Origin of the sequence: Acinetobacter haemolyticus CIP 64.3 = MTCC 9819, from assembly GCF_000369065.1 — a bacterium.
In the GTDB taxonomy this organism is placed as follows: Bacteria; Pseudomonadota; Gammaproteobacteria; order Pseudomonadales; family Moraxellaceae; genus Acinetobacter; species Acinetobacter haemolyticus.
In genome coordinates this window covers 41052-59549 of record NZ_KB849802.1, presented here as the reverse complement: position 1 = coordinate 59549, position 18498 = coordinate 41052, and the positions used below count along the sequence as shown (strand labels likewise).

Here is an 18498-nt window from a genome sequence, read left to right as displayed (position 1 = left end):
TTATGCTTTTACAGTTGCTTTTTGCTCTGCTTGAGCAGGTTGCGCAGCATTCTTTTCATTTGCTGGTTGGGCCTGATAAGGTTTTGCTGAAACTTCTTGGCCATCTTTGACTTTAGCAACGCCTTCAACAATCACCTTGTCACCAGCCTTAAGACCATTGGTAACAATCCAGTTTTGACCTTGAACACCTGCTGTATCAATAGGGCGAGTTTCAACAGCACCTTTGTCATTGACGATCATGACTGTTGCTTGTCCTGTTGGTAAGCGCGCTACAGCCGCTTGAGGAATTAGATAAGCGTTAGGTACAAGACCTTGCACGATTTGTGCTGTTGTATACATACCCGGAAGCAGCAAATGATTTGGGTTTGAGAACACTGCACGTAAAGTAACTGTACCTGTATCTTGGTTTACAGACGCATCTGAGAAGGTTAATTGACCTTCAATCGGATAGGTTGAACCATCTTCAAGTTTTAACTTTACCTTGGTGTTATTGCTGTTGCTTAAACTGCCTTTACTCAATTGTTGACGTAAGCGCAAAAGTTCCGCACTGGATTGATTAATATCAACGTAGATTGGATCAAGTTGTTGAATCGTGACCAATGGTGCAGTTTGATTAGCAGTCACCAACGCACCAGCCGTTACGGATGAACGACCAGATTGTCCAGAAATCGGTGAGCGGATGGTTGAATAACCAAAATCAACTTCTGCATTTTTCACTTGTGCTTGAGCAGCAGCAACTTGCGCTTCGGAAACACGTACTTGACCAAGTAAGTCATCATATTCTTGTTTAGAGACTGCGTTGCTAGAAACAAGTTGTTGATAACGATTTAATTTGGTACGTAATGAGCTTAGGTTTGCTTGTTGTTGCAAAAGTGCAGCTTTGGCATTGTCTAAAGCTGCGCGATTTGCACGTGAATCAAGCTCATAAAGCGCTTGACCTTCAGAGACATAACTGCCTTCGGTAAACAAGCGTTTTAAGATCACACCACTGGTTTGTGGGCGAACTTCTGAAATTTGATAAGCAGATGTTCGACCTGAAAGTTCAACGTTTTGTTCAATACTTTGCGGTTGAGCTACAATTACACCAACCTCAGCAGGTGGCATTTGTTGTGCAGCAGCAGCTTGCTGTGCATCATTTGTATCTTTGCTACAACCAACAAGCGCGATGCTTGTTGCTAATGCGCAAGCAGTTAGGGCAGGAGCCCAAAGCTTAGCCGACATCATTGTTCCACCTCAATTTAGATTTTGATCTAAAAAACAAATTGTTGTTGAAGTTGCTTTGGTACAGCCATAACCAAAGCAACGAAGTCCAAATTAATCCAATTCCCCAGCCTGAGAGCACATCTGTTGGGTAATGTACTCCTAAGTAGACTCTTGATATACCCATCACCATAATCCATAACGTTGCGATTAAAATGACAAATAGGCGATATCGATGTTGTTGACACAATAACAACGCTAAGCTCGCTAGGGTTGCCGCGTAAAGGCTATGACCGCTTGGGAATGAGGCGCCATAGCTTTGGACCAAATGATAAAACTCTAAAGGTCTAGGTCGATCAATCCCCCATTTTAGGAGCCAACCAATAGCAATACTTCCGATTACACTCAATGCGATAAAAACTAAACTTTTATAATTTTTCATCCAAGTTTGATATATGCACAAAAATGTAATTAAAACGATTAAAAAGGGCATTCCGCCCAATTGAGAAAGTAGGATCGCCACATGATCAAGCACGGAAAAACGGTGTTCAAATAGCATTTGAACACTCAAAAGATCTAAGTTTGATGTGGAGGGGTGAATTAGCCCAATCACACCTAAAACTAAAAAAATGCAACCAATACAAAGTAGTAGGTACGGCATGCGAACCTCAGTTTTTTTGCTTAACCATTTTAAGGGTTGTAGAGTGTTTTGAAGTGTACTCAAGAGTACACTTTTGGTCAAGCATTGAAATTTTATGATAATTTCATTTTCAAGTTTTTTTAAGGTTTAGTAAAAAAACATAACAAAATTTGATTGATATCTCATTTTTTCTCGGTGGTCGTTTTTTCCTGTACTTCAACGGGTTGTTTAGGTGGCCAAAAGAAGTCACTTGGTCTTGTAAGGAAATGAGTCATCACCAAATGTGCCAGTGGTTTCCATTGTGAAAAACGGACTCGACGTGCACGTAAAGCCACAATAATCGTTAAAGTAAAACTGACGAATAAGTTGGTTAAACCGATCAATAACACGCCTAGGAATGACACAATAATCAATGCAATGTCAGGAGAACCAATGGTCATCAAACCTTGAATAAAGTTTGCTGATGCGAAGGCAATATGACGAATATCTAAAGGTAATCCTAGGATAAAACCAATGGTTCCCATGCTCCCAAGCATAATACCGAAGAGAAAGTTACCACCTAAAGCACCTAAATTGGTTTCAATATAGTTGGCAAATTTGTCTAAACGTTCTTGTCCCATCCAGCGTTTCAAGCGACGATGTTGTTTGAGTCGAGGACCAACTTTTCGATAGACAGCTAAATTATCAAAGTAACCAGCAATTAAACCTGAAAGGAACAAACATACACCTGCGATTGCAGCATGCGGTACAGCAAGCGAGGTGAATGGATTGAGACTATGTAATAGCGCTGCTGATTTAGCATGATTTAATAGTGGCTCATCCAAATAAAACTGCCATGAAAATGTGATCAGCGCAGCGACAGGAATCGCAATCGAAATATTACCTAAAATGGCAATAAACTGTGTTCGAATGATATTAATAATTAGCGCAGCTAACTCTGCAATTTGAGCGGTTCGGCTACCTTTTTGCTGTTGTACGGTAGACGCTAGCGCAGCCGCAGTCATGGCGGGTTGTTTGGTTGCAACAGTAAAATGCAACACATGGATCAACATGAAACCGAGTGAATAGTTCATGCTATATAAAAAAGCATGGGTAAACGGTGCTAACACCAAACGTGCAGTCAGAATTTTTAAGGTTGCCATGGTGGCAATAATTGCACCTGCACCAGCTGCTGCTTTGTACATGCCAAAGAAGCCAGCTTTATCGGTACTTACGTAATGTTCGCCGGTTTTACTCGCGTTTTCTGTTACCTGTAAGGCGATTAATTCACTGGTAGAGGATAGGAGATGACGAACGCTTCGACTATCGTAATGCGCTTTAGTTAGATCTGTTATTAATTCACCCAGAGCAAGATATTTTACTTCATCTTTACTTGCTAATAGGCTGAGTAATAATTCAATACGATCTAAGGCTTGTTCTAATAATGACAATAAATAAGTCAAACTAATACTGACACCGATCCGCTTCGTTGCACGACGAATTTTCATCACCACATCACGACACTGATCAAGCATCACGAAAGCTTGCGATGCATCCAGCGGTGGGAGAACTGCAACAGCATCTTGCTGATCAACTTGTTTTTTATATTTTTCTATAAAATCAACTATTTCTCGGTTTTGTACCAAGAATGGTGATTCGTATTCGGTAATATCGGGTTGAGCATTAATAAACTCAGGATATAACCCAATACCACTAATCCGATAGGATAAAACCGTAATGGCTTTGATCAACTCATTGCTTGAAACTTGTTTTTCAGCACTACTATTTGAGCTTTCACAAATCAAATTAAACAATGTAGACCAATCTTGTTTGTCGATGAGATCTAGCCATTCACTGTCTGTTTCTTGGTGAAAGACTTTGCCTACAAGCGTTGTGAGTTGTTGCCCATCTTCAACTAATGGAAGAAAGTGCGCACCTAAACGTTGTCCAAGCTGATTCCAAAAACCATCAAGAGAGAGGATTCCACTATCTGCATATAAGCTAATCTGCTTATATTGGCTCATCAGCTTCAACAAAAAATGCTGAAGTAAATTTGCAGATGTAGGTGTCAGTAACAATGTTTTGATGAGATGATGAATTCTTTGTTTTACTTCATCTGCATCATTTGGGTTTTTTGGTCGTAAGCGATTAACCAATTCAATGAGGAGATTTTCATCAAGAACAGTTTGAGGGTGCTCAAGCTGTTCCTGCATTTTTAAAAATAAATCAGATAAATTTAAATGCATAAGCAGTCAGACATTATTGTAGTCGATGTAAAGCCATCAAGGTTAAATTCATCAGTGCTTGACGATATTCATTGTCAGGCAGTGCTTTCAGTGCCTCTAAAGCCGCGTCAGTTTCTTGTTGAGCACGCTTTTGGCAATAATCTAAACCACCTGAGTGATGAACGATTTCAATCACTTTATCCAGATGTTCGATACCACCAGTTGCGATACTGCGACGGATAATCGCATGATCTTCACCTGTAGAGTGCGCTAGTGCAGAAATTAAAGGTAAAGTTGGTTTACCTTCCATCAAATCATCACCAATATTTTTACCTAATGTTTCTGCATCCGAGGTGTAATCCAAAATATCATCAATGATTTGGAATGCATTGCCAAAATGCCCAGCGAAGCGACGTAACGGTTCACGATATTCTTCAGTACCTGCCAATATTGCTGCACCTTCGGTCGCAAGCTCAAACAAACGTGAAGTTTTACCATGGATAATATTTAAATAGATTTCTTCTGTGGTGTCTGGTTGATGTTGAGATTGGAGTTGTAAAACCTCACCTTCAGCAATCTCACATGTCCCCGTTGAGAAATCTTTTAATAGTGTCATGTTGTTTAAATCGACCAGTAGGTCAAATGCACGTGCAATCAAAAAATCACCGACCAAAACCGCAGTTTGATTATTCCACGTCGCATTGGCTGTCGGGCGGCCTCGTCGTAAATTGGATTCATCGACGACATCATCATGCACCAGTGTCGCGGTATGCAACATTTCAATGACAGCAGCTAAGTGTTGAGCTTGCTGCATGTTGGTTAACCCACATGCACGTGCAGCAAGTAGACACATAATCGGGCGCATACGTTTGCCGCCAGCTTCAACCACATGCTTGCTCACGGACATTACTAAGCCGACTTTAGAACTGATTCCTTCATTGATGAGGTGATCCATCGCAGCAAAATCTGTCGCAACAGGGGAGAGAATGTCTTGCTTGAAATCGATGACCATATGAAGAAGAACCTCGTATAGATGAGTGAGTGCGTTAAGTGTATCAACTAATCTGTTGCTAAACATTGATACACATATGGTTATTTGCCGTTTAGAACAGGGTAAGGTGTTTTTTGGTCTTATTTTAGGCAGAAAAATTGACTTCCTGACCGAGACAAAGACGGTTTCTAGATTTTGTTAAAACACAGTTTGTTATTGCCAAATGGGTTGGTTAAAAATGTATTGCAAATCACAAAAAGAATCAATCAAAACAATGTATGGTTAATCTATTTGATTTTATTGGGAAAATAAAATAATGCATACGGATCTATGCATTTATGCAAAATCACTTGTTGTTTGATCAATTTTCACTTAAAATTTGTCCCCTTGTATAACCCCAGTGGCGTTCGTTTTAAGTTCGGTATATCCCTTTATCGACACGACGACACGGGCATGTTGGAGTACATTATGTACGCAGTAATCCAAAGCGGTGGTAAACAGCACCGTGTTGTTGAGGGTGAAACCCTTAAAGTTGAATTGTTGAAAGCTGAAACTGGTGCAACTATTACGTTTGATGACGTATTAATGCTTGTAAACGGTGATAGCATTCAAATCGGTGCTCCAGTTGTAGCTGGCGCAAAAGTAACTGCAGAAGTAGTTGGCCATGGTCGTCACGACAAAATCCGCATCATCAAAATGCGTCGTCGTAAACATTACCGTAAACAACAAGGTCACCGTCAATGGTTTACCGAGTTGAAAATTACTGGTATCGCAGGCTAACACGAGGAGTAAATAGACATGGCAACTAAAAAAGCCGGTGGATCGACGAAAAACGGTCGTGATTCGAATCCTAAGATGTTAGGTGTTAAAGTTTACGGTGGTCAAACTGTAACTGCTGGTAACATCATCGTTCGTCAACGTGGTACTGAGTTCCACGCTGGTGCAAATGTTGGTATGGGCCGTGACCATACTTTATTTGCTACTGCTGACGGCGTAGTAAAATTTGAAGTGAAAGGTCAATTTGGCCGTCGCTACGTAACTGTTGAAGCTTAAGCTTTTATGGTTCAAAAAAAGCCCGCGTTAAGCGGGTTTTTTTATGGATATATTTTAAAAGATTTTTAGTTTGAATAGTGGCCGAATTTTCCAGTTTTAATATCATCATAGGCTTCAAGAATTTCATCATAAGTATTCATTACAAAGGGGCCATGTCCATTGATCGGTTCATTTAAAGGTTGGGCGGATAAAAATAACAAATCACAATCCTCAATCGCTGTTATTTCAACATCGCTACCTAAACTCGACATCACGGCTAGAGCTTGTTCTTCAAGATGATCTTCATCCGCTGCAAACATGGCTTTGCCTTTACGCAAGTAGATTAATGTTGTGGTTCCTTCTTCTGCGGGGAGGGTAATTTGCTGGTTCTTTTTTAAATGAATGTCAAAAATATTCATTGGGGTAAAGGTTTTGGCGATGCCTTGCGTAGTTCGATATTGACCAGCGACTACACGAATATAACCTGCTTGATGATCAAGTATGCATTTAGGAATTTCACTATTGGATAGGCTTTGATACCGTGGCGCTGACATTTTGTCTTTAGCGGGCAGATTCACCCACAGTTGTACCATTTCAAACTTTCCGCCTTGTTGACGAAACTCAGGGCTAAATTGTTCGATATGTTGAATACCTGCAGCGGCGGTCATCCATTGCACATCGCCTGGTTGAATAATGCCACCTTGACCTGTAGAGTCCTTATGCGCTAATTCTCCTGCAAAAACAAAGGTGACGGTTTCAAAACCTCGATGTGGATGTTCATTGACACCTTTTTTATTGCTTTGTGGTTCTAATTGCCCAGGACCAAGGTGGTCGAGTAATAAAAAGGGTGAAGTAGTATTTCCAAGTTCATGATATGAAAATACTGATAAGGCAGGATAAAAATCACCAATAGCAAAACGAGTATCGTTACGATGAATAAACGCAAGACTTTTCATGGTTCGGGCTTTTTGTGTCATTGGACTTAGATTATCAAACTGTAAGCTATGGTCTAGTACATTCTTTATCAATAATTTCTATCCAAAATGTCATAGCATCAAACTCATAAATTGTGGTCGAGGAATAGAATTTTTATTTATTACAATTTCTACATAAAGGCTGTAACTTCATACATAATGCTGAACTTTGCGACACGAACTACACAAAACCGCTGCTTTTCTTCATTTTTTTAGTGATTAAAAACAGTAAGATGTCGTCATAACAGTAGAACTCTGATAGAAGGTTCATTTTATGAATTTTATGAAAAAAATAGCTTACGCGACAACTTTAAGTGCAATTACACTTGCGCCTGTTGTTAGTATTCAGGTGTCTGCTGCACCGGTGGCGGCATCAGCTCAACAGGCAACGACGAGTTTGGTTCAACAATTATCAAGCTTGCAACGCTTCACTGCAGACTTTGAACAAACAACGAAAGTAAGCAACAATAAGGCTGCACCAAAACGCGGGCTTACTGCTCAGCACATGAATCAAACTTTTAAAGGTGTGATGAAGGTTGAACGCCCAGGTAAATTCTATTGGGAAATTACTAGCCCAGCAAAACAAACGATTGTCACATCTGGGAAAACAGTGTGGATTTATGATCCTGATCTACAACAGGCAATTCGTCAAAACCTAGATGATCAGGTGGCAAATACCCCTGCATTATTGTTGTCGGGAAATACCAATCAAATCATGCAGTCTTATCGTGTGACACAACCCGATCGCACGAAATTGTATTATACCTTGTATCCAAAACAGGATGACAGCACGTTCCAAAGTTTAACAATCAGCTTTGGCGCGAATAGAGCACCGAATTTGATGATTTTACAAGACTCATTGGGTCAAACCACTTATGTGCGTTTCAGTAATGTGAAGGTCAATCAAGCAATTCCTGCTTCTGTATTTAATTTTGAGCCGCCAAAAGGCACTGATATTATTGATCAATAATATTTCTATAGATGTTATCTCAAAAAGCCGCAGATATTGCGGCTTTTTGTCAGATACATTTTTTAATTTCATCTGTGAGCAAGGCTTTGTATAGTGAAGAAAAACATTAGAGACTTGCATGACAATGAACAGCTCAAAATCATCAATATTAATTCCATTGATTCCTATACTGACCATTTTCGCATTAGCAGGTTGCCAACCAAAATCAGATACGACACCTAAAGTTGAGAAAACCAATATCCCATTGGTTCAGGCTCAAGTTGTGGCAGTTGAGTTACCTAAACAGAAAGTCTGTTTAGAGGATGGTTGTACCAACTATGATCTGCAAACGGTAAAAACCAATCTGAAATGGATTGATGATTATTTTGTAGCGCGTATGAAAAAAGCAGAACCAAATGCGTTTGCAAATTTGAATGATCAACAAGTAAAAGTTCCTGAGGGAGAGCCTGCACTCAGTGAAAGCAGTACTTATGTTCGCTTTGTTGGGCAAAATTACAATTTGGCGACTTTTGCGATTCAGAGCTATACCTATCCCTCGGGTGCTGCACATGGGATGTATCATCAAGAATTTGTTAATTTTGATTTAAGCGATAAAAAACATATTCGTGTACAGGATTTGGTTAAAGACGGTATGGATCAAAAACTGCGGGACGAGTTGTACGCTGCAAATCAAAATTGGTTAGATGAGCACAATATTAAGAAAGATCAACTACAAGTCAGCGATAATTATTATTATGGGGTCAATGGAATCGTATTCGTTTATCCACTTTATGAGCTCGCGTCTTATGCTGAAGGTATGAGTGAGTTGACCTTGCCTTATTATGCAGCAAAAGAGTTTATCAAGGCAGAATACTTGCCAAGCCTACCGAAAATCCCTAATTAATCTTAATCTAGATACAGCATCTGCAATTACGAGGTAGATGCTGTATTTTTTCAGGTTAAAGCCTTACACTATAGCCAGTTTTTTCTCTATTCATGATTGATTATGATCGACCCAAAATTACTTAGAAATAATATCGAAGTGGTAAATGCTGCTTTGGCAAAACGTGGTATTCAGCTCAATGTACAAGAATGGGCTGATTTAGAAGCTCGCCGTAAAGATTTGCAATCTAAAGCAGAAAATTTACAAGCTGAACGTAACGCAGGTGCAAAGCAAGTTGGTCAAATCAAAAAGTCGGGTGGAGATGCGTCAGAAATTATGGCGCGTATGGCTGCGATTGGTGATGAAATCAAAGCGGCTGAAGTCGCATTGGCTGAATTGCAAACTGAACTTGAGCAGAAGTCTCTTGCGATTCCAAACCTACCAGATGAGTCTGTTCCATTTGGTAAAGATGAAAGCGATAATCTTGAAATCTTAAAATGGGGCACACCACGTCAGTTCGATTTTGAAATCAAAGATCATACTGATCTTGGCGAATGGATGGGTGGTCTTGAGTTTGAAACTGCGACTAAACTTACAGGTTCACGTTTCAGTGTATTGAAAGGTCCTTTAGCACGTTTACAACGGGCATTAACCCAATTCATGTTGGATACACATACGCTTAAAAATGGTTATACCGAAGCTTATGTTCCGTATTTGGTGAATGCGGATACCTTACGTGGTACAGGTCAATTACCAAAATTTGAAGAAGATCTATTCAAGCTTCAAGGCGAAAAAGAATATTATTTGATTCCAACAGCAGAAGTGCCAATCACGAACTTTGTACGTGATGAGATTATCGATGCGGATCGTTTGCCACTTAAATATTCAGCACATACACCCTGTTTCCGCAGTGAAGCAGGTTCTTATGGGCGTGATACGCGTGGCTTAATCCGTCAACACCAATTCGACAAGGTTGAAATGGTGCAAATCGTCAAGCCAGAGCACTCTATGCAGGCACTTGAAGAGTTAACTGCACATGCTGAGGGCATTTTACAGGCACTTGGTTTGCCGTATCGTAAGATTCTGCTCTGTGGTGGTGACATGGGCTTTGGTGCAGTTAAAACATATGACCTCGAAGTTTGGGTACCTAGCCAAAATACGTATCGTGAGATTTCAAGTTGCTCAAATATGGGGGATTTCCAAGCTCGCCGTATGAAAGCACGTTACCGAGTGGATCAGAAGAAGATCGAATTGGTGCATACTTTAAATGGTTCTGGACTCGCAGTGGGGCGTACCTTACTTGCAGTGATGGAAAACTACCAACGTGCAGATGGTTCAATCGAGATTCCTGAAGTTTTACGTCCATATATTGGCGGTGTAACTTATATCGATTAAGCTGTGCATCGAATTTGTGCACAGTTTTTGCTTTATCTCAATCAGATTGAAAATATAGAGGCATGATGTGGAAATTTTCCCAATCTCTTTAAAGTTGCAGCAGCAACGATGTCTGATTGTTGGTGGTGGGCATATTGCTTATCGCAAAGCAAACTTGTTGGTCAAAGCGGGTGCAATTGTTGATGTGATTGCGCCTGAGATCGAGCCTGAATTAACTGCTCTGGTTGAAAAGTCAGCAGGGCAGTGTATTTACAAACCTTTCTCAGAAGATATTCTTGCAACTCCTTATCGACTGATTATTGCAGCGACCGACCAACCTGTGGTCAATAAAACGGTATTTGAGCAATGTGAACAGCGTAATTTGCTGGTCAACAGTGTTGATGATATTCCACATTGTCGTTTTATGGTCCCCGCAATTATTGATCGTTCGCCTTTGGTGATTTCGGTTGCATCTAATGGTGCATCACCTGTTTTATCTAGACAGCTTCGTACTCAAATTGAAACGATTGTGCCGCATGGCATGGGAAGACTTGCTGAGTTTTCAGGAAAATGGCGTAAGCAAGTCAAAGAAAAAATCACCAATCCAGATGAGCGTCGTATCTTTTGGGAAAATTTGTATGCCAGCCCGCTTAAAGAGCAGGTTTTCAATGACAATATTGATGTTGCTAACGATTTGATTCAGCAGGCGCTTAGTGAATGGATTGCACCCAAAGGTGAGGTTTATTTAGTGGGTGCAGGGCCGGGTGATCCAGAACTTTTAACGTTAAAAGCATTGCGTCTCATGCAGCAGGCAGATGTCGTGATCTATGATCGTTTGGTATCTGCACCCATTTTGGAATTATGCCGCCGTGATGCGGAAAAAATTTATGTGGGAAAAGCACGTTCCAATCATTCTGTGCCACAAGATGGTATCAATGCTTTATTGGTGGAGTATGCGCAAAAAGGTAGACGTGTTTGCCGTTTAAAAGGGGGAGATCCTTTTATCTTTGGGCGTGGTGGTGAAGAAATTCAAGAATTGGTAGAAGCCAATGTGACTTTTCAAGTGGTGCCGGGGATTACCGCTGCTTCGGGTTGTTCTGCATATGCGGGTATTCCGCTGACACATCGTGATTATGCACAAAGTGTACGTTTCTTGACAGGGCATTTAAAAGAAGGTTCACCAGAGTTACCTTGGAACGAACTGGTCTATGAAAACCAAACTTTGGTACTGTATATGGGTTTAGTTGGATTAGAGCGAATTTGTGAGCAACTGATTGCACATGGTCAGCGCCCCACTATGCCTGTAGCGCTCATTTCTAAAGGAACGACTCCTGAACAAAAAGTGGTGGTCGGTACTTTGGCGGATATTGCAACTAAAGTATCAGAGCATCAAATCGTAGCACCGACTTTAACCATTATTGGTGAAGTGGTGAGTCTACGCGAACAGTTAAAATGGCATGAGTGAGGGGGATGCAGCGATTGACTATTGCGGCCCTGATGAGTGAAAACTCCGCAAGAAGGATATCTGCCTGAGAGACGCTCATGACTATATTCCCGACTAAATTAGGGTTCTGTGCCAAGCAAGCTAATATATGTATAAGTGAGTAATTAAGTGATTCATGTCGTCCTATACGAGCCTGAGATTCCTGCGAATACAGGTAATATCATTCGTCTATGTGCCAATACAGGTGCGCAACTACACTTGGTCAAACCTTTGGGTTTTGAGCTAGATGATAAAAAGTTGAAACGTGCAGGTTTGGACTATCACGAATGGGCGAGAATGCAAATTTGGGATAATATTGAATTATGCCTTGCTGATCTAAAAGCTAAAGGTGTGGAACATGTTTTTCCACTGACAACAAAAGGAACTGCAACACCGCATACAGTTGATCTAAATCGTCCTGTTGCATTGTTAATGGGACCAGAAACTCGAGGTTTACCTGAACAAGTCCGTTTGATGTTCCCTCAAGATCAGTGGATTCGCCTGCCCATGGCTGAAAACTCTAGAAGCTTAAATCTATCTAACGCAACTGCAGTTATTGTATACGAGGCGTGGAGACAACAAGGGTTCAAACAGCTCTGATTGTATTGGACTTTTATATATCACCATATGGACTAGCAACAACGAGTGTATAACCATTTAGGTCTTTAAACCAAATTTCGCGATGGTGTGCATTCGGGTTGTATTTTGGACCTTCCAATATTTCAACGTGGTGGGCTTGCAGGCTTTTGACAATTTCATCAAATTGCTTGCTTTCAAACCACAACAGAACACCATTGCCAATCACATATTTAGGCTCTCCAATATATGAGTGGTCATGCGCTTGCCATTGATGTAATTGCAACACCATGGTTTGCTCAAATAGCAACTGTTCATATTCTTTGCCGCCATGTCCGCTTTGCAGGCCAAGCACAGTTTGATACCACTGACTGGTTTTCTCGACATCTGTAACAGCAATTAAAGGTTGTGGTTGCATACGGACCTCATCGGATTATTCTATTTTTTCTTGTATAGCATCAAAACGTTGTTGAGCAGAAATGATTTGTTCGATATTACTCTCAGCCCAATCTTTCAACTGAAATGCCATTTCAGCAACTTCTAAACCTAAAGCTGTCAAAGAATATTCCACACGAATTGGTGAGGTGTCTTGTACTTGCCTTTCAATAAAACCATCTCGCTCAAGCATTTTTAATTTCTGTGAGAGAACCTTTGGCGAAATCCCTTCGATGTTCTTTTTAAGTAAATTGAAGTGCTGACTCTCTTTAGCCAAAACATTGATGATTAATAAAACCCATTTATCTGCAATTTTTTCAAAAAATAATCGAGCAGGGCAATGCTGTTGATAAATATTATATTTCAAGCCTTTAATCATCTTTGGTACCCTCAACTTTTCATTCACAGTTCACTAGTTACCTATTGGTAACTAATTGACACCTAGTTTCTAAAATATATCATTAAATCGAACTTTTAAAAAACACTAGGTGAACTCATGACAAAAATTGCAGTGGTTTATTACTCAGGCTATGGCCATACCAAAGTTGTGGCTGAAACTTTTGCACAAGCAATTGATGCAACATTAATCGAGATTGATCAAAATGGTGAAATTACTGAACAAGACTGGCAAACTTTAAGTGATGCGCAAGGAATCGTTTTTGGGACACCAACTTATATGGCTGCTGCACCTTGGCAATTTAAGAAATTTGCTGATGCATCATCAAAAATTTGGTTTACACGTGGTTGGCAAGACAAAGTTTTTGCAGGTTTTACCAATAGCGCAAGTTTAAATGGTGATAAGCAAGTGACACTCATTCAATTACAAACTTTGGCTTCACAGCATGGTGGAATATGGGTGAGCTTAGGCTTACTTCCTGCCAATACCAAAGCCGCCAAACGGGAAGATGTCAACAACCTAGGCGGATCGGTTGGCTTATTGGTGCAATCACCTTCGGATGCGAGTACTGATGAAATTCCATCTGGAGATTTGGAAACCGCTAAACATTATGCACAACGTGTCAAAAATGTTGTGGAGCGTTTGGCTTCTGCATAATACAAAAAAAGGTGCAGTTGAAAACTGCACCTTTTTTAATGAGTTAATTGGGAAGCAAGTTAATGCTTGTCATCAAACTCATTGTATTGTGGAGCGGTATATTTAAAGCCCTTAGTTTTATAGCCTAGATATAGCACCCCAAACATTGCCCACCATAAACCGTATTTCAATGCAGTTTCCTCAATTTCTAGCCATAAGGCAAAGATACTGATAAAACCACACAACGGAATAACGACATAATTGATGATTTCTTTAAATGTCTTGGTACGGCCTTCTCGAAGTGCATAACGAGAAATAACCGATAAATTTACAAAGGTAAATGCGGTTAAAGCACCAAAACTAATCATCGAAATCACAATATCTAGATCCATAAAGCCTGCTGATAAAGCAACAAGACCAACGATCAAGATGTTATAAGATGGTGTAAATGTTTTTGGACTAATATGACCGAAAATCTTTTTGTTAATAATGCCATCGCGACCCATGACATACATGAGACGTGAAACACCAGCATGGGCTGAAATACCTGAAGCCATTACCGTAATAATTGCAAATGCAAGTACGTATGATTGGAATAGTGAACCACCCACGAGCAATAGGATTTCTGGTTGTGTTTCAGCAATATCTTTAAAGTAACTGCTTGGGTTACCAGGGAAATAAAGCTGAATGAAATATGTGCTGATAATGAAGATTACGCCTGCAAATAAAGCAGTTAAGAAAATTGCTTTAGGTAGCGTTTTCTCGGTATCTTTAGTTTCTTCAGCAAGTGAACTCAACGAGTCAAAGCCCGTAAATGAGAAGCACAGTAAAGTTGCACCTGTAATCAGCGCACCAACAGATGTGAGCTCATTCCAAAATGGCTCAAGTGTCCATAATTGATAACGAGTTTCTGCGGTAATCGGACCATCCGCGTTTACACCCATCTGCAATTTACTGTAAACCAAGTAGGTAAATGTACCGATAACAATTAACTGTACCAATACAATCCAACTGTTAAAGTTCGCAACGAATCTTGCACCACGTAAATTAACACCCGTCATAAATGCGGTGAGAACTACAACCCAAACCCAGTGATTAATATCTGGAAATAATGCAGTCAAATAAATGACAGCAAGAATGATATTCACCATAGGAGAGAGTAGGTAATCTAGCCAAGATGACCAACCGACCATAAAACCGACATTCGGATGAATCGATTTTTGTGCGTAGGTATAGGCGGAGCCTGACGAAGGATAACGTCGGATCATATGCCCATAGCTAATTGAGGTTAGCAAAATGGCAACGAGGGCGAAGATATAAGAGGTTGGAACATGGTGATTACTTGCTTCGGATACGAGACCGAAAGTATCAAATAACGTCATTGGCTGAACATAAGCCAAACCAATAATTATGACGTGCCATAGACCTAATGTTTTTTGCAGTTTAGCTGCTGATTGAGTCCCAGAGATGTTTGTCAACGGCGTTATCCTCATTATCGTTGATCAAGGATCAGCTATGGTTTAAGGATCATTTGAGACAAAAATGATCCCCCCTACAGAAAAAAAAGCGAAGTGCGCCAATCTATCCTAATTTGGCGTAAATTGTCAGCACTTTTCTGTATTTTTTAGCAATTTTTTTGCCAATTTGGTTGAGAATTCGATGAATTATGGGTTCATTTGCCATAAAAAAGCCTCGAACCCTAAATTTACATGGATCATGATGTAAATCTAAGTGAGTCGAGGCTTATTTACTAAATATTTATTTAGCTAAGTGAGGTCTTACCACGCTTTTTGTAAAATAGCGCGAAGATCTTTGAGATTTGCTTCTTTCGGATTGTAGATGATAGATCCATCATTCAATGCTTTTTCAGCAACCTCATCCAGTTGGGCTTCAGTAATCTTACCTGTTTCCCGCAACGTACGCGGTAATTTGGTCAAGCTATGTAAACGATCACGCATCGTCAAAATCGTAGCAATTGCTTTGTCAGCACGTTGGTTTGCAGGGGTTTGAGAATAGATGTCTGCACCTGCTAAAGGAAGCAACAACTCGCCAATCTTTTGGCCATTCACTTCTTTGTTGTATTCAAGTACATACGGTAAGAATAAATTCATGCATAGTCCATGCGGGAGGTGGGCAACCGCACCTAAAGCATGACCAAGCGAGTGAACAAGACCGACCATTGAATTTGAAAATGCGATACCAGCCATTGTCGATGCTTGAGCAAGCTCTAAACGACCTTGTGCATCACTTGGATTGTCGAGGACTTTGAATAGATTTTCACTGATTTTCTTTATACCCGCACTTGCATATGCATCACTGAGTGGATTGGCTGCCAAACACGTATACGCTTCTACACAGTGAGTAAGTGCATCCATACCTGTCATTGCGGTTAAATGCGGTGGTAAAGTCATGGTCATACGTGGATCAAGGATCGCGGCATGAGGCATCAAATAATAGGAAGCAAAAGCCAATTTTACATTGCGTTGCGTATCAGAAACTACAGCAACCATCGTGACTTCAGAACCCGTACCTGATGTTGTTGGAATTACAAAGAAAGGTTTGAGTGGCTTTGGTAGGTTGTGTGCACCTGAGTACTGTAACAGGTCATCACCGCCTTCAGATACCAAGATATTGGTTGCTTTAGAGGTGTCAATCACTGAACCACCACCAATGGCGATAATGGCATCACAGTTTTGTTTGCGATAAGTTTCAGCTGCTGAGCGAACTACCTCTAAACTTGAGTCAGGTGGAACATCATCAAAAATTGCACCAATTACCGCATCTGTGGTGCTAAATGCTGCTTCAATTGGGCTGAGTAAGCCATTTGCTCGAACGCCTTTATCAGTAATGATCATAGGGCGTTTTGCACCTAAAGTTGCAAGTTCGAAAGGAATATGCTCTAACGCAGCATTACCAGCAATGACTTTTACAGGACAGAAAAACTCGTAATAAGGCTTAGCCATGGTTATGCGCTCCGTTTGAGATATGATTTAGCGACTTTCAGATAGATATTTTTTGCACCCGTGAATTTTTCTTTTAATGTCAATTCGGCTGGGTAGCGTTTTACTGCGAGTGAAGCAATTAATTTTGGCAGGATTAATGCTTCCATCTTATTTAGGCAGCGAACAAGACGGATTGCACTAGATACGTCACCGTCAGCAATCATGCGATCATTGGCAAAAGCTTGGGCAGTACTCTCTTGAAATGAGAATACTAAAAATGCATGGGTAAGATGCTTAAAGGTAATAGTTAAATCTGGTTTCCCTTTGTAGTTTGGTACAAGTTCCAGCGTTTTATCTTCGGTTACTTTTGCAATAAATGCAGGTCCATTGGGGAAAACATTCATCGAAAGTACAAAACCGACAGGAAATTTTGATACTTCCTCATGTACTTCATCATCCACTTGACTTGCCATGACTAAACCACGACCGACAACATCCATCATGAGTTTGACGTAGGCAAATTGCAAGGTGGGTTTCACTGCTTTGCTTGAAATCACTTGCGTATCCCTTGTTAAAATTATGCAAAAAGCTAATTTAGAGTATTTACTCTAATTTATTTTGTTTGAATTGAAAAGTAAATTATTCAGATTTGACTACAAGGTCATGAAAGAAATTTGTATTTTGTAGATAGTGAGTGAAATCCTCACAAAGCTGTTCAAATTTCGGATAGTCTTGCAGTAGATCTTGTAAGCGTACCATCTCTAAACCTGCGTATCCACAAGGATTAATGGTTTGAAAGCCTGTTAAACTACAGTCAATATTCAGTGCTAAACCATGATAGCTACGACCTCGGCGAATTTTGAAACCCAGAGAGCCGATCTTACGCTCATCTACATAGACGCCTGGTGCATCCGCTTTGGCGTAGGCCGTGATACCGTATTTTTTGAGTAGGTCAATCATTGCTTGCTCAGCAAAACTCACTAGGGTGCGAACATTCCATTTTAAACGATTTAAATCAAACAAAAAGTAAGCCACTAATTGTCCTTGACCATGCCATGTCACTTGGCCACCACGATCTGTTTGCACAATTGGAAGATGGCTGGGTGTTAAAATATGTTCTGCTTTGCCTGCTTGTCCTTGAGTGAGTACGTCGTGATGTTGTAATAACCAAATTTCATCAGGGCTATCTGCATCTCGATTTTCAGTGAAATTTTTCATCGCTTCAAATCGATCGGTATAATCTTGTAGGTCTTTGAAACAGCGAATGATTAATGAGGGCTTCTCAAAGTTCATTACAGCATTTTTCCTTTGATTGGTGCAGTTTTATCTTGGTATCGATTATCTAATGATTTGGCTAAGATAAATAGAGATCTTTTATAAAATTAGCTGAAAAACATTCTATCGTTATGATTGTTCTGAGTGAAAAGAAAAAATCCAAAACACTTTCGTATTTTGGATTTTTCTATTAAAGCGCTGTCTTAATTAAAGGACATGCTGCAAGATCTGCATACAGTGCATGAACTTGCTCCAGCTCTTCAAAACGCAATTGTGCGGTTAAAGAATGGTATTTACCTGTACGTGAAGGCTGAATTTTAATTGATTCGCCATCAAAGTCAGGGAAGTGCTTCTGCAAAATATCAACAACAGCTACTCGAAGTTCATCCCCTGCATTACCAATCAATTTGATTGGATAGTCCATCGGGAAAACCCAAAGATGTTCTTGCAATTCACGAGAAGGAGTGCGGTCTAACATGAGCAACCTCTTAATTTGAAACGCCTGCA

The 18498-nt window shown here is 40.3% G+C and carries 20 protein-coding genes; 8 read left to right on the top strand and 12 right to left on the bottom strand.

All coding sequences use genetic code 11. The annotated features are described in order from the left end of the window. The 4 genes from F927_RS07020 to sdsA all read right to left on the bottom strand — a co-directional run bounded on the left by F927_RS07020 (position 1) and on the right by sdsA (position 5056). A complete protein-coding gene (locus F927_RS07020; protein ID WP_005083049.1) occupies positions 1–1224 on the bottom strand; it encodes an AdeA/AdeI family multidrug efflux RND transporter periplasmic adaptor subunit in 1224 nt (407 codons plus the stop codon). Next, the gene (locus tag F927_RS07015) at positions 1211–1861 is read right to left on the bottom strand and encodes a phosphatase PAP2 family protein (RefSeq protein ID WP_005083047.1); all 651 of its coding nucleotides are present in this window, start codon (positions 1859–1861) and stop codon (positions 1211–1213) included. The genes F927_RS07020 and F927_RS07015 overlap by 14 nt, the downstream gene beginning before the upstream one ends. Before the next feature lie 161 nt (positions 1862–2022). Then, entirely contained in the window at positions 2023–4065 is a 2043-nt protein-coding gene (locus F927_RS07010) for a site-specific recombinase (protein WP_004640429.1), read from the bottom strand. A 13-nt stretch (positions 4066–4078) separates the two neighbouring features. After that, positions 4079–5056 carry an All-trans-nonaprenyl-diphosphate synthase gene (sdsA, locus tag F927_RS07005; RefSeq protein WP_005083044.1) on the bottom strand — a complete coding sequence of 326 codons (978 nt, stop codon included), beginning with the start codon at positions 5054–5056 and terminating at the stop codon, positions 4079–4081. A 447-nt stretch (positions 5057–5503) separates the two neighbouring features. On the opposite strand from sdsA, the gene rplU reads away from it, so the two are divergent. Both rplU and rpmA read left to right on the top strand, forming a co-directional pair. Continuing rightward, on the top strand, positions 5504–5815 hold the full coding sequence (gene rplU / locus F927_RS07000) for a 50S ribosomal protein L21 (protein WP_005083041.1): 312 nt from the start codon (positions 5504–5506) through the stop codon (positions 5813–5815). An 18-nt stretch (positions 5816–5833) separates the two neighbouring features. Continuing rightward, a complete protein-coding gene (rpmA, locus tag F927_RS06995) occupies positions 5834–6088 on the top strand; it encodes a 50S ribosomal protein L27 (protein WP_004640422.1) in 255 nt (84 codons plus the stop codon). Between the two features lie 65 nt (positions 6089–6153). Here the strand turns inward: rpmA and F927_RS06990 are convergent, their stop codons facing one another. Continuing rightward, on the bottom strand, positions 6154–7023 hold the full coding sequence (locus F927_RS06990; RefSeq protein WP_026057307.1) for a pirin family protein: 870 nt from the start codon (positions 7021–7023) through the stop codon (positions 6154–6156). Positions 7024–7315: 292 nt separating this feature from the next. Here F927_RS06990 and lolA point away from each other — a divergent pair, with 292 nt between their 5' ends. The 5 genes from lolA (at position 7316) to F927_RS06965 (ending at position 12330) form a co-directional block, all read left to right on the top strand. Next, positions 7316–8011: an outer membrane lipoprotein periplasmic chaperone LolA gene (lolA, locus tag F927_RS06985; RefSeq protein WP_004640412.1), complete on the top strand. Its 696-nt coding sequence runs from the start codon at positions 7316–7318 to the stop codon at positions 8009–8011. A gap of 118 nt (positions 8012–8129) precedes the next feature. Continuing rightward, positions 8130–8894, top strand: coding sequence for an RsiV family protein (locus F927_RS06980; RefSeq protein WP_005083036.1), 765 nt, complete (start codon positions 8130–8132; stop codon positions 8892–8894). A gap of 102 nt (positions 8895–8996) precedes the next feature. Then, the gene (serS, locus tag F927_RS06975; protein WP_005083035.1) at positions 8997–10268 is read left to right on the top strand and encodes a serine--tRNA ligase; all 1272 of its coding nucleotides are present in this window, start codon (positions 8997–8999) and stop codon (positions 10266–10268) included. Positions 10269–10335: 67 nt separating this feature from the next. Next, positions 10336–11712: a siroheme synthase CysG gene (gene cysG, locus F927_RS06970; protein WP_005083033.1), complete on the top strand. Its 1377-nt coding sequence runs from the start codon at positions 10336–10338 to the stop codon at positions 11710–11712. Positions 11713–11859: 147 nt separating this feature from the next. Beyond that, positions 11860–12330, top strand: coding sequence for a tRNA (cytidine(34)-2'-O)-methyltransferase (locus F927_RS06965; RefSeq protein WP_005083031.1), 471 nt, complete (start codon positions 11860–11862; stop codon positions 12328–12330). A gap of 13 nt (positions 12331–12343) precedes the next feature. Here the strand turns inward: F927_RS06965 and F927_RS06960 are convergent, their stop codons facing one another. Next, positions 12344–12724: a VOC family protein gene (locus tag F927_RS06960; protein WP_004640404.1), complete on the bottom strand. Its 381-nt coding sequence runs from the start codon at positions 12722–12724 to the stop codon at positions 12344–12346. Between the two features lie 15 nt (positions 12725–12739). After that, a complete protein-coding gene (locus tag F927_RS06955) occupies positions 12740–13120 on the bottom strand; it encodes a winged helix-turn-helix transcriptional regulator (RefSeq protein ID WP_004640401.1) in 381 nt (126 codons plus the stop codon). Between the two features lie 117 nt (positions 13121–13237). Here F927_RS06955 and F927_RS06950 point away from each other — a divergent pair, with 117 nt between their 5' ends. Further along, positions 13238–13795, top strand: coding sequence for a flavodoxin family protein (locus F927_RS06950; protein ID WP_004640399.1), 558 nt, complete (start codon positions 13238–13240; stop codon positions 13793–13795). A gap of 59 nt (positions 13796–13854) precedes the next feature. Here the strand turns inward: F927_RS06950 and F927_RS06945 are convergent, their stop codons facing one another. From F927_RS06945 to F927_RS06925, 5 genes are all read right to left on the bottom strand, one after another. After that, positions 13855–15252: an APC family permease gene (locus tag F927_RS06945; RefSeq protein WP_005083029.1), complete on the bottom strand. Its 1398-nt coding sequence runs from the start codon at positions 15250–15252 to the stop codon at positions 13855–13857. Between the two features lie 300 nt (positions 15253–15552). Further along, entirely contained in the window at positions 15553–16737 is a 1185-nt protein-coding gene (locus tag F927_RS06940; protein ID WP_004640396.1) for an iron-containing alcohol dehydrogenase, read from the bottom strand. A gap of 2 nt (positions 16738–16739) precedes the next feature. After that, positions 16740–17273, bottom strand: coding sequence for a hypothetical protein (locus F927_RS06935; protein ID WP_005083027.1), 534 nt, complete (start codon positions 17271–17273; stop codon positions 16740–16742). Positions 17274–17355: 82 nt separating this feature from the next. Then, a complete protein-coding gene (lipB, locus tag F927_RS06930) occupies positions 17356–18009 on the bottom strand; it encodes a lipoyl(octanoyl) transferase LipB (protein ID WP_005083023.1) in 654 nt (217 codons plus the stop codon). Positions 18010–18181: 172 nt separating this feature from the next. Next, positions 18182–18469, bottom strand: a complete 288-nt coding sequence (locus tag F927_RS06925; protein WP_005083022.1) for a YbeD family protein — start codon at positions 18467–18469, stop codon at positions 18182–18184. Positions 18470–18498: the final 29 nt, after the last annotated feature.

Excerpts from the sequence above, each read along its gene's own strand:
- F927_RS07020 (WP_005083049.1), bottom strand. The coding sequence starts at position 1,224 with ATGATGTCGGCTAAGCTTTGGGCTCCTGCCCTAACTGCTTGCGCATTA.
- F927_RS07015 (WP_005083047.1), bottom strand. The coding sequence starts at position 1,861 with ATGCCGTACCTACTACTTTGTATTGGTTGCATTTTTTTAGTTTTAGGT.
- F927_RS07010 (WP_004640429.1), bottom strand. The coding sequence starts at position 4,065 with ATGCATTTAAATTTATCTGATTTATTTTTAAAAATGCAGGAACAGCTT.
- sdsA (WP_005083044.1), bottom strand. The coding sequence starts at position 5,056 with ATGGTCATCGATTTCAAGCAAGACATTCTCTCCCCTGTTGCGACAGAT.
- rplU (WP_005083041.1), top strand. The coding sequence starts at position 5,504 with ATGTACGCAGTAATCCAAAGCGGTGGTAAACAGCACCGTGTTGTTGAG.
- rpmA (WP_004640422.1), top strand. The coding sequence starts at position 5,834 with ATGGCAACTAAAAAAGCCGGTGGATCGACGAAAAACGGTCGTGATTCG.
- F927_RS06990 (WP_026057307.1), bottom strand. The coding sequence starts at position 7,023 with ATGAAAAGTCTTGCGTTTATTCATCGTAACGATACTCGTTTTGCTATT.
- lolA (WP_004640412.1), top strand. The coding sequence starts at position 7,316 with ATGAATTTTATGAAAAAAATAGCTTACGCGACAACTTTAAGTGCAATT.
- F927_RS06980 (WP_005083036.1), top strand. The coding sequence starts at position 8,130 with ATGACAATGAACAGCTCAAAATCATCAATATTAATTCCATTGATTCCT.
- serS (WP_005083035.1), top strand. The coding sequence starts at position 8,997 with ATGATCGACCCAAAATTACTTAGAAATAATATCGAAGTGGTAAATGCT.
- F927_RS06960 (WP_004640404.1), bottom strand. The coding sequence starts at position 12,724 with ATGCAACCACAACCTTTAATTGCTGTTACAGATGTCGAGAAAACCAGT.
- F927_RS06955 (WP_004640401.1), bottom strand. The coding sequence starts at position 13,120 with ATGATTAAAGGCTTGAAATATAATATTTATCAACAGCATTGCCCTGCT.
- F927_RS06950 (WP_004640399.1), top strand. The coding sequence starts at position 13,238 with ATGACAAAAATTGCAGTGGTTTATTACTCAGGCTATGGCCATACCAAA.
- F927_RS06940 (WP_004640396.1), bottom strand. The coding sequence starts at position 16,737 with ATGGCTAAGCCTTATTACGAGTTTTTCTGTCCTGTAAAAGTCATTGCT.
- lipB (WP_005083023.1), bottom strand. The coding sequence starts at position 18,009 with ATGAACTTTGAGAAGCCCTCATTAATCATTCGCTGTTTCAAAGACCTA.
- F927_RS06925 (WP_005083022.1), bottom strand. The coding sequence starts at position 18,469 with ATGTTAGACCGCACTCCTTCTCGTGAATTGCAAGAACATCTTTGGGTT.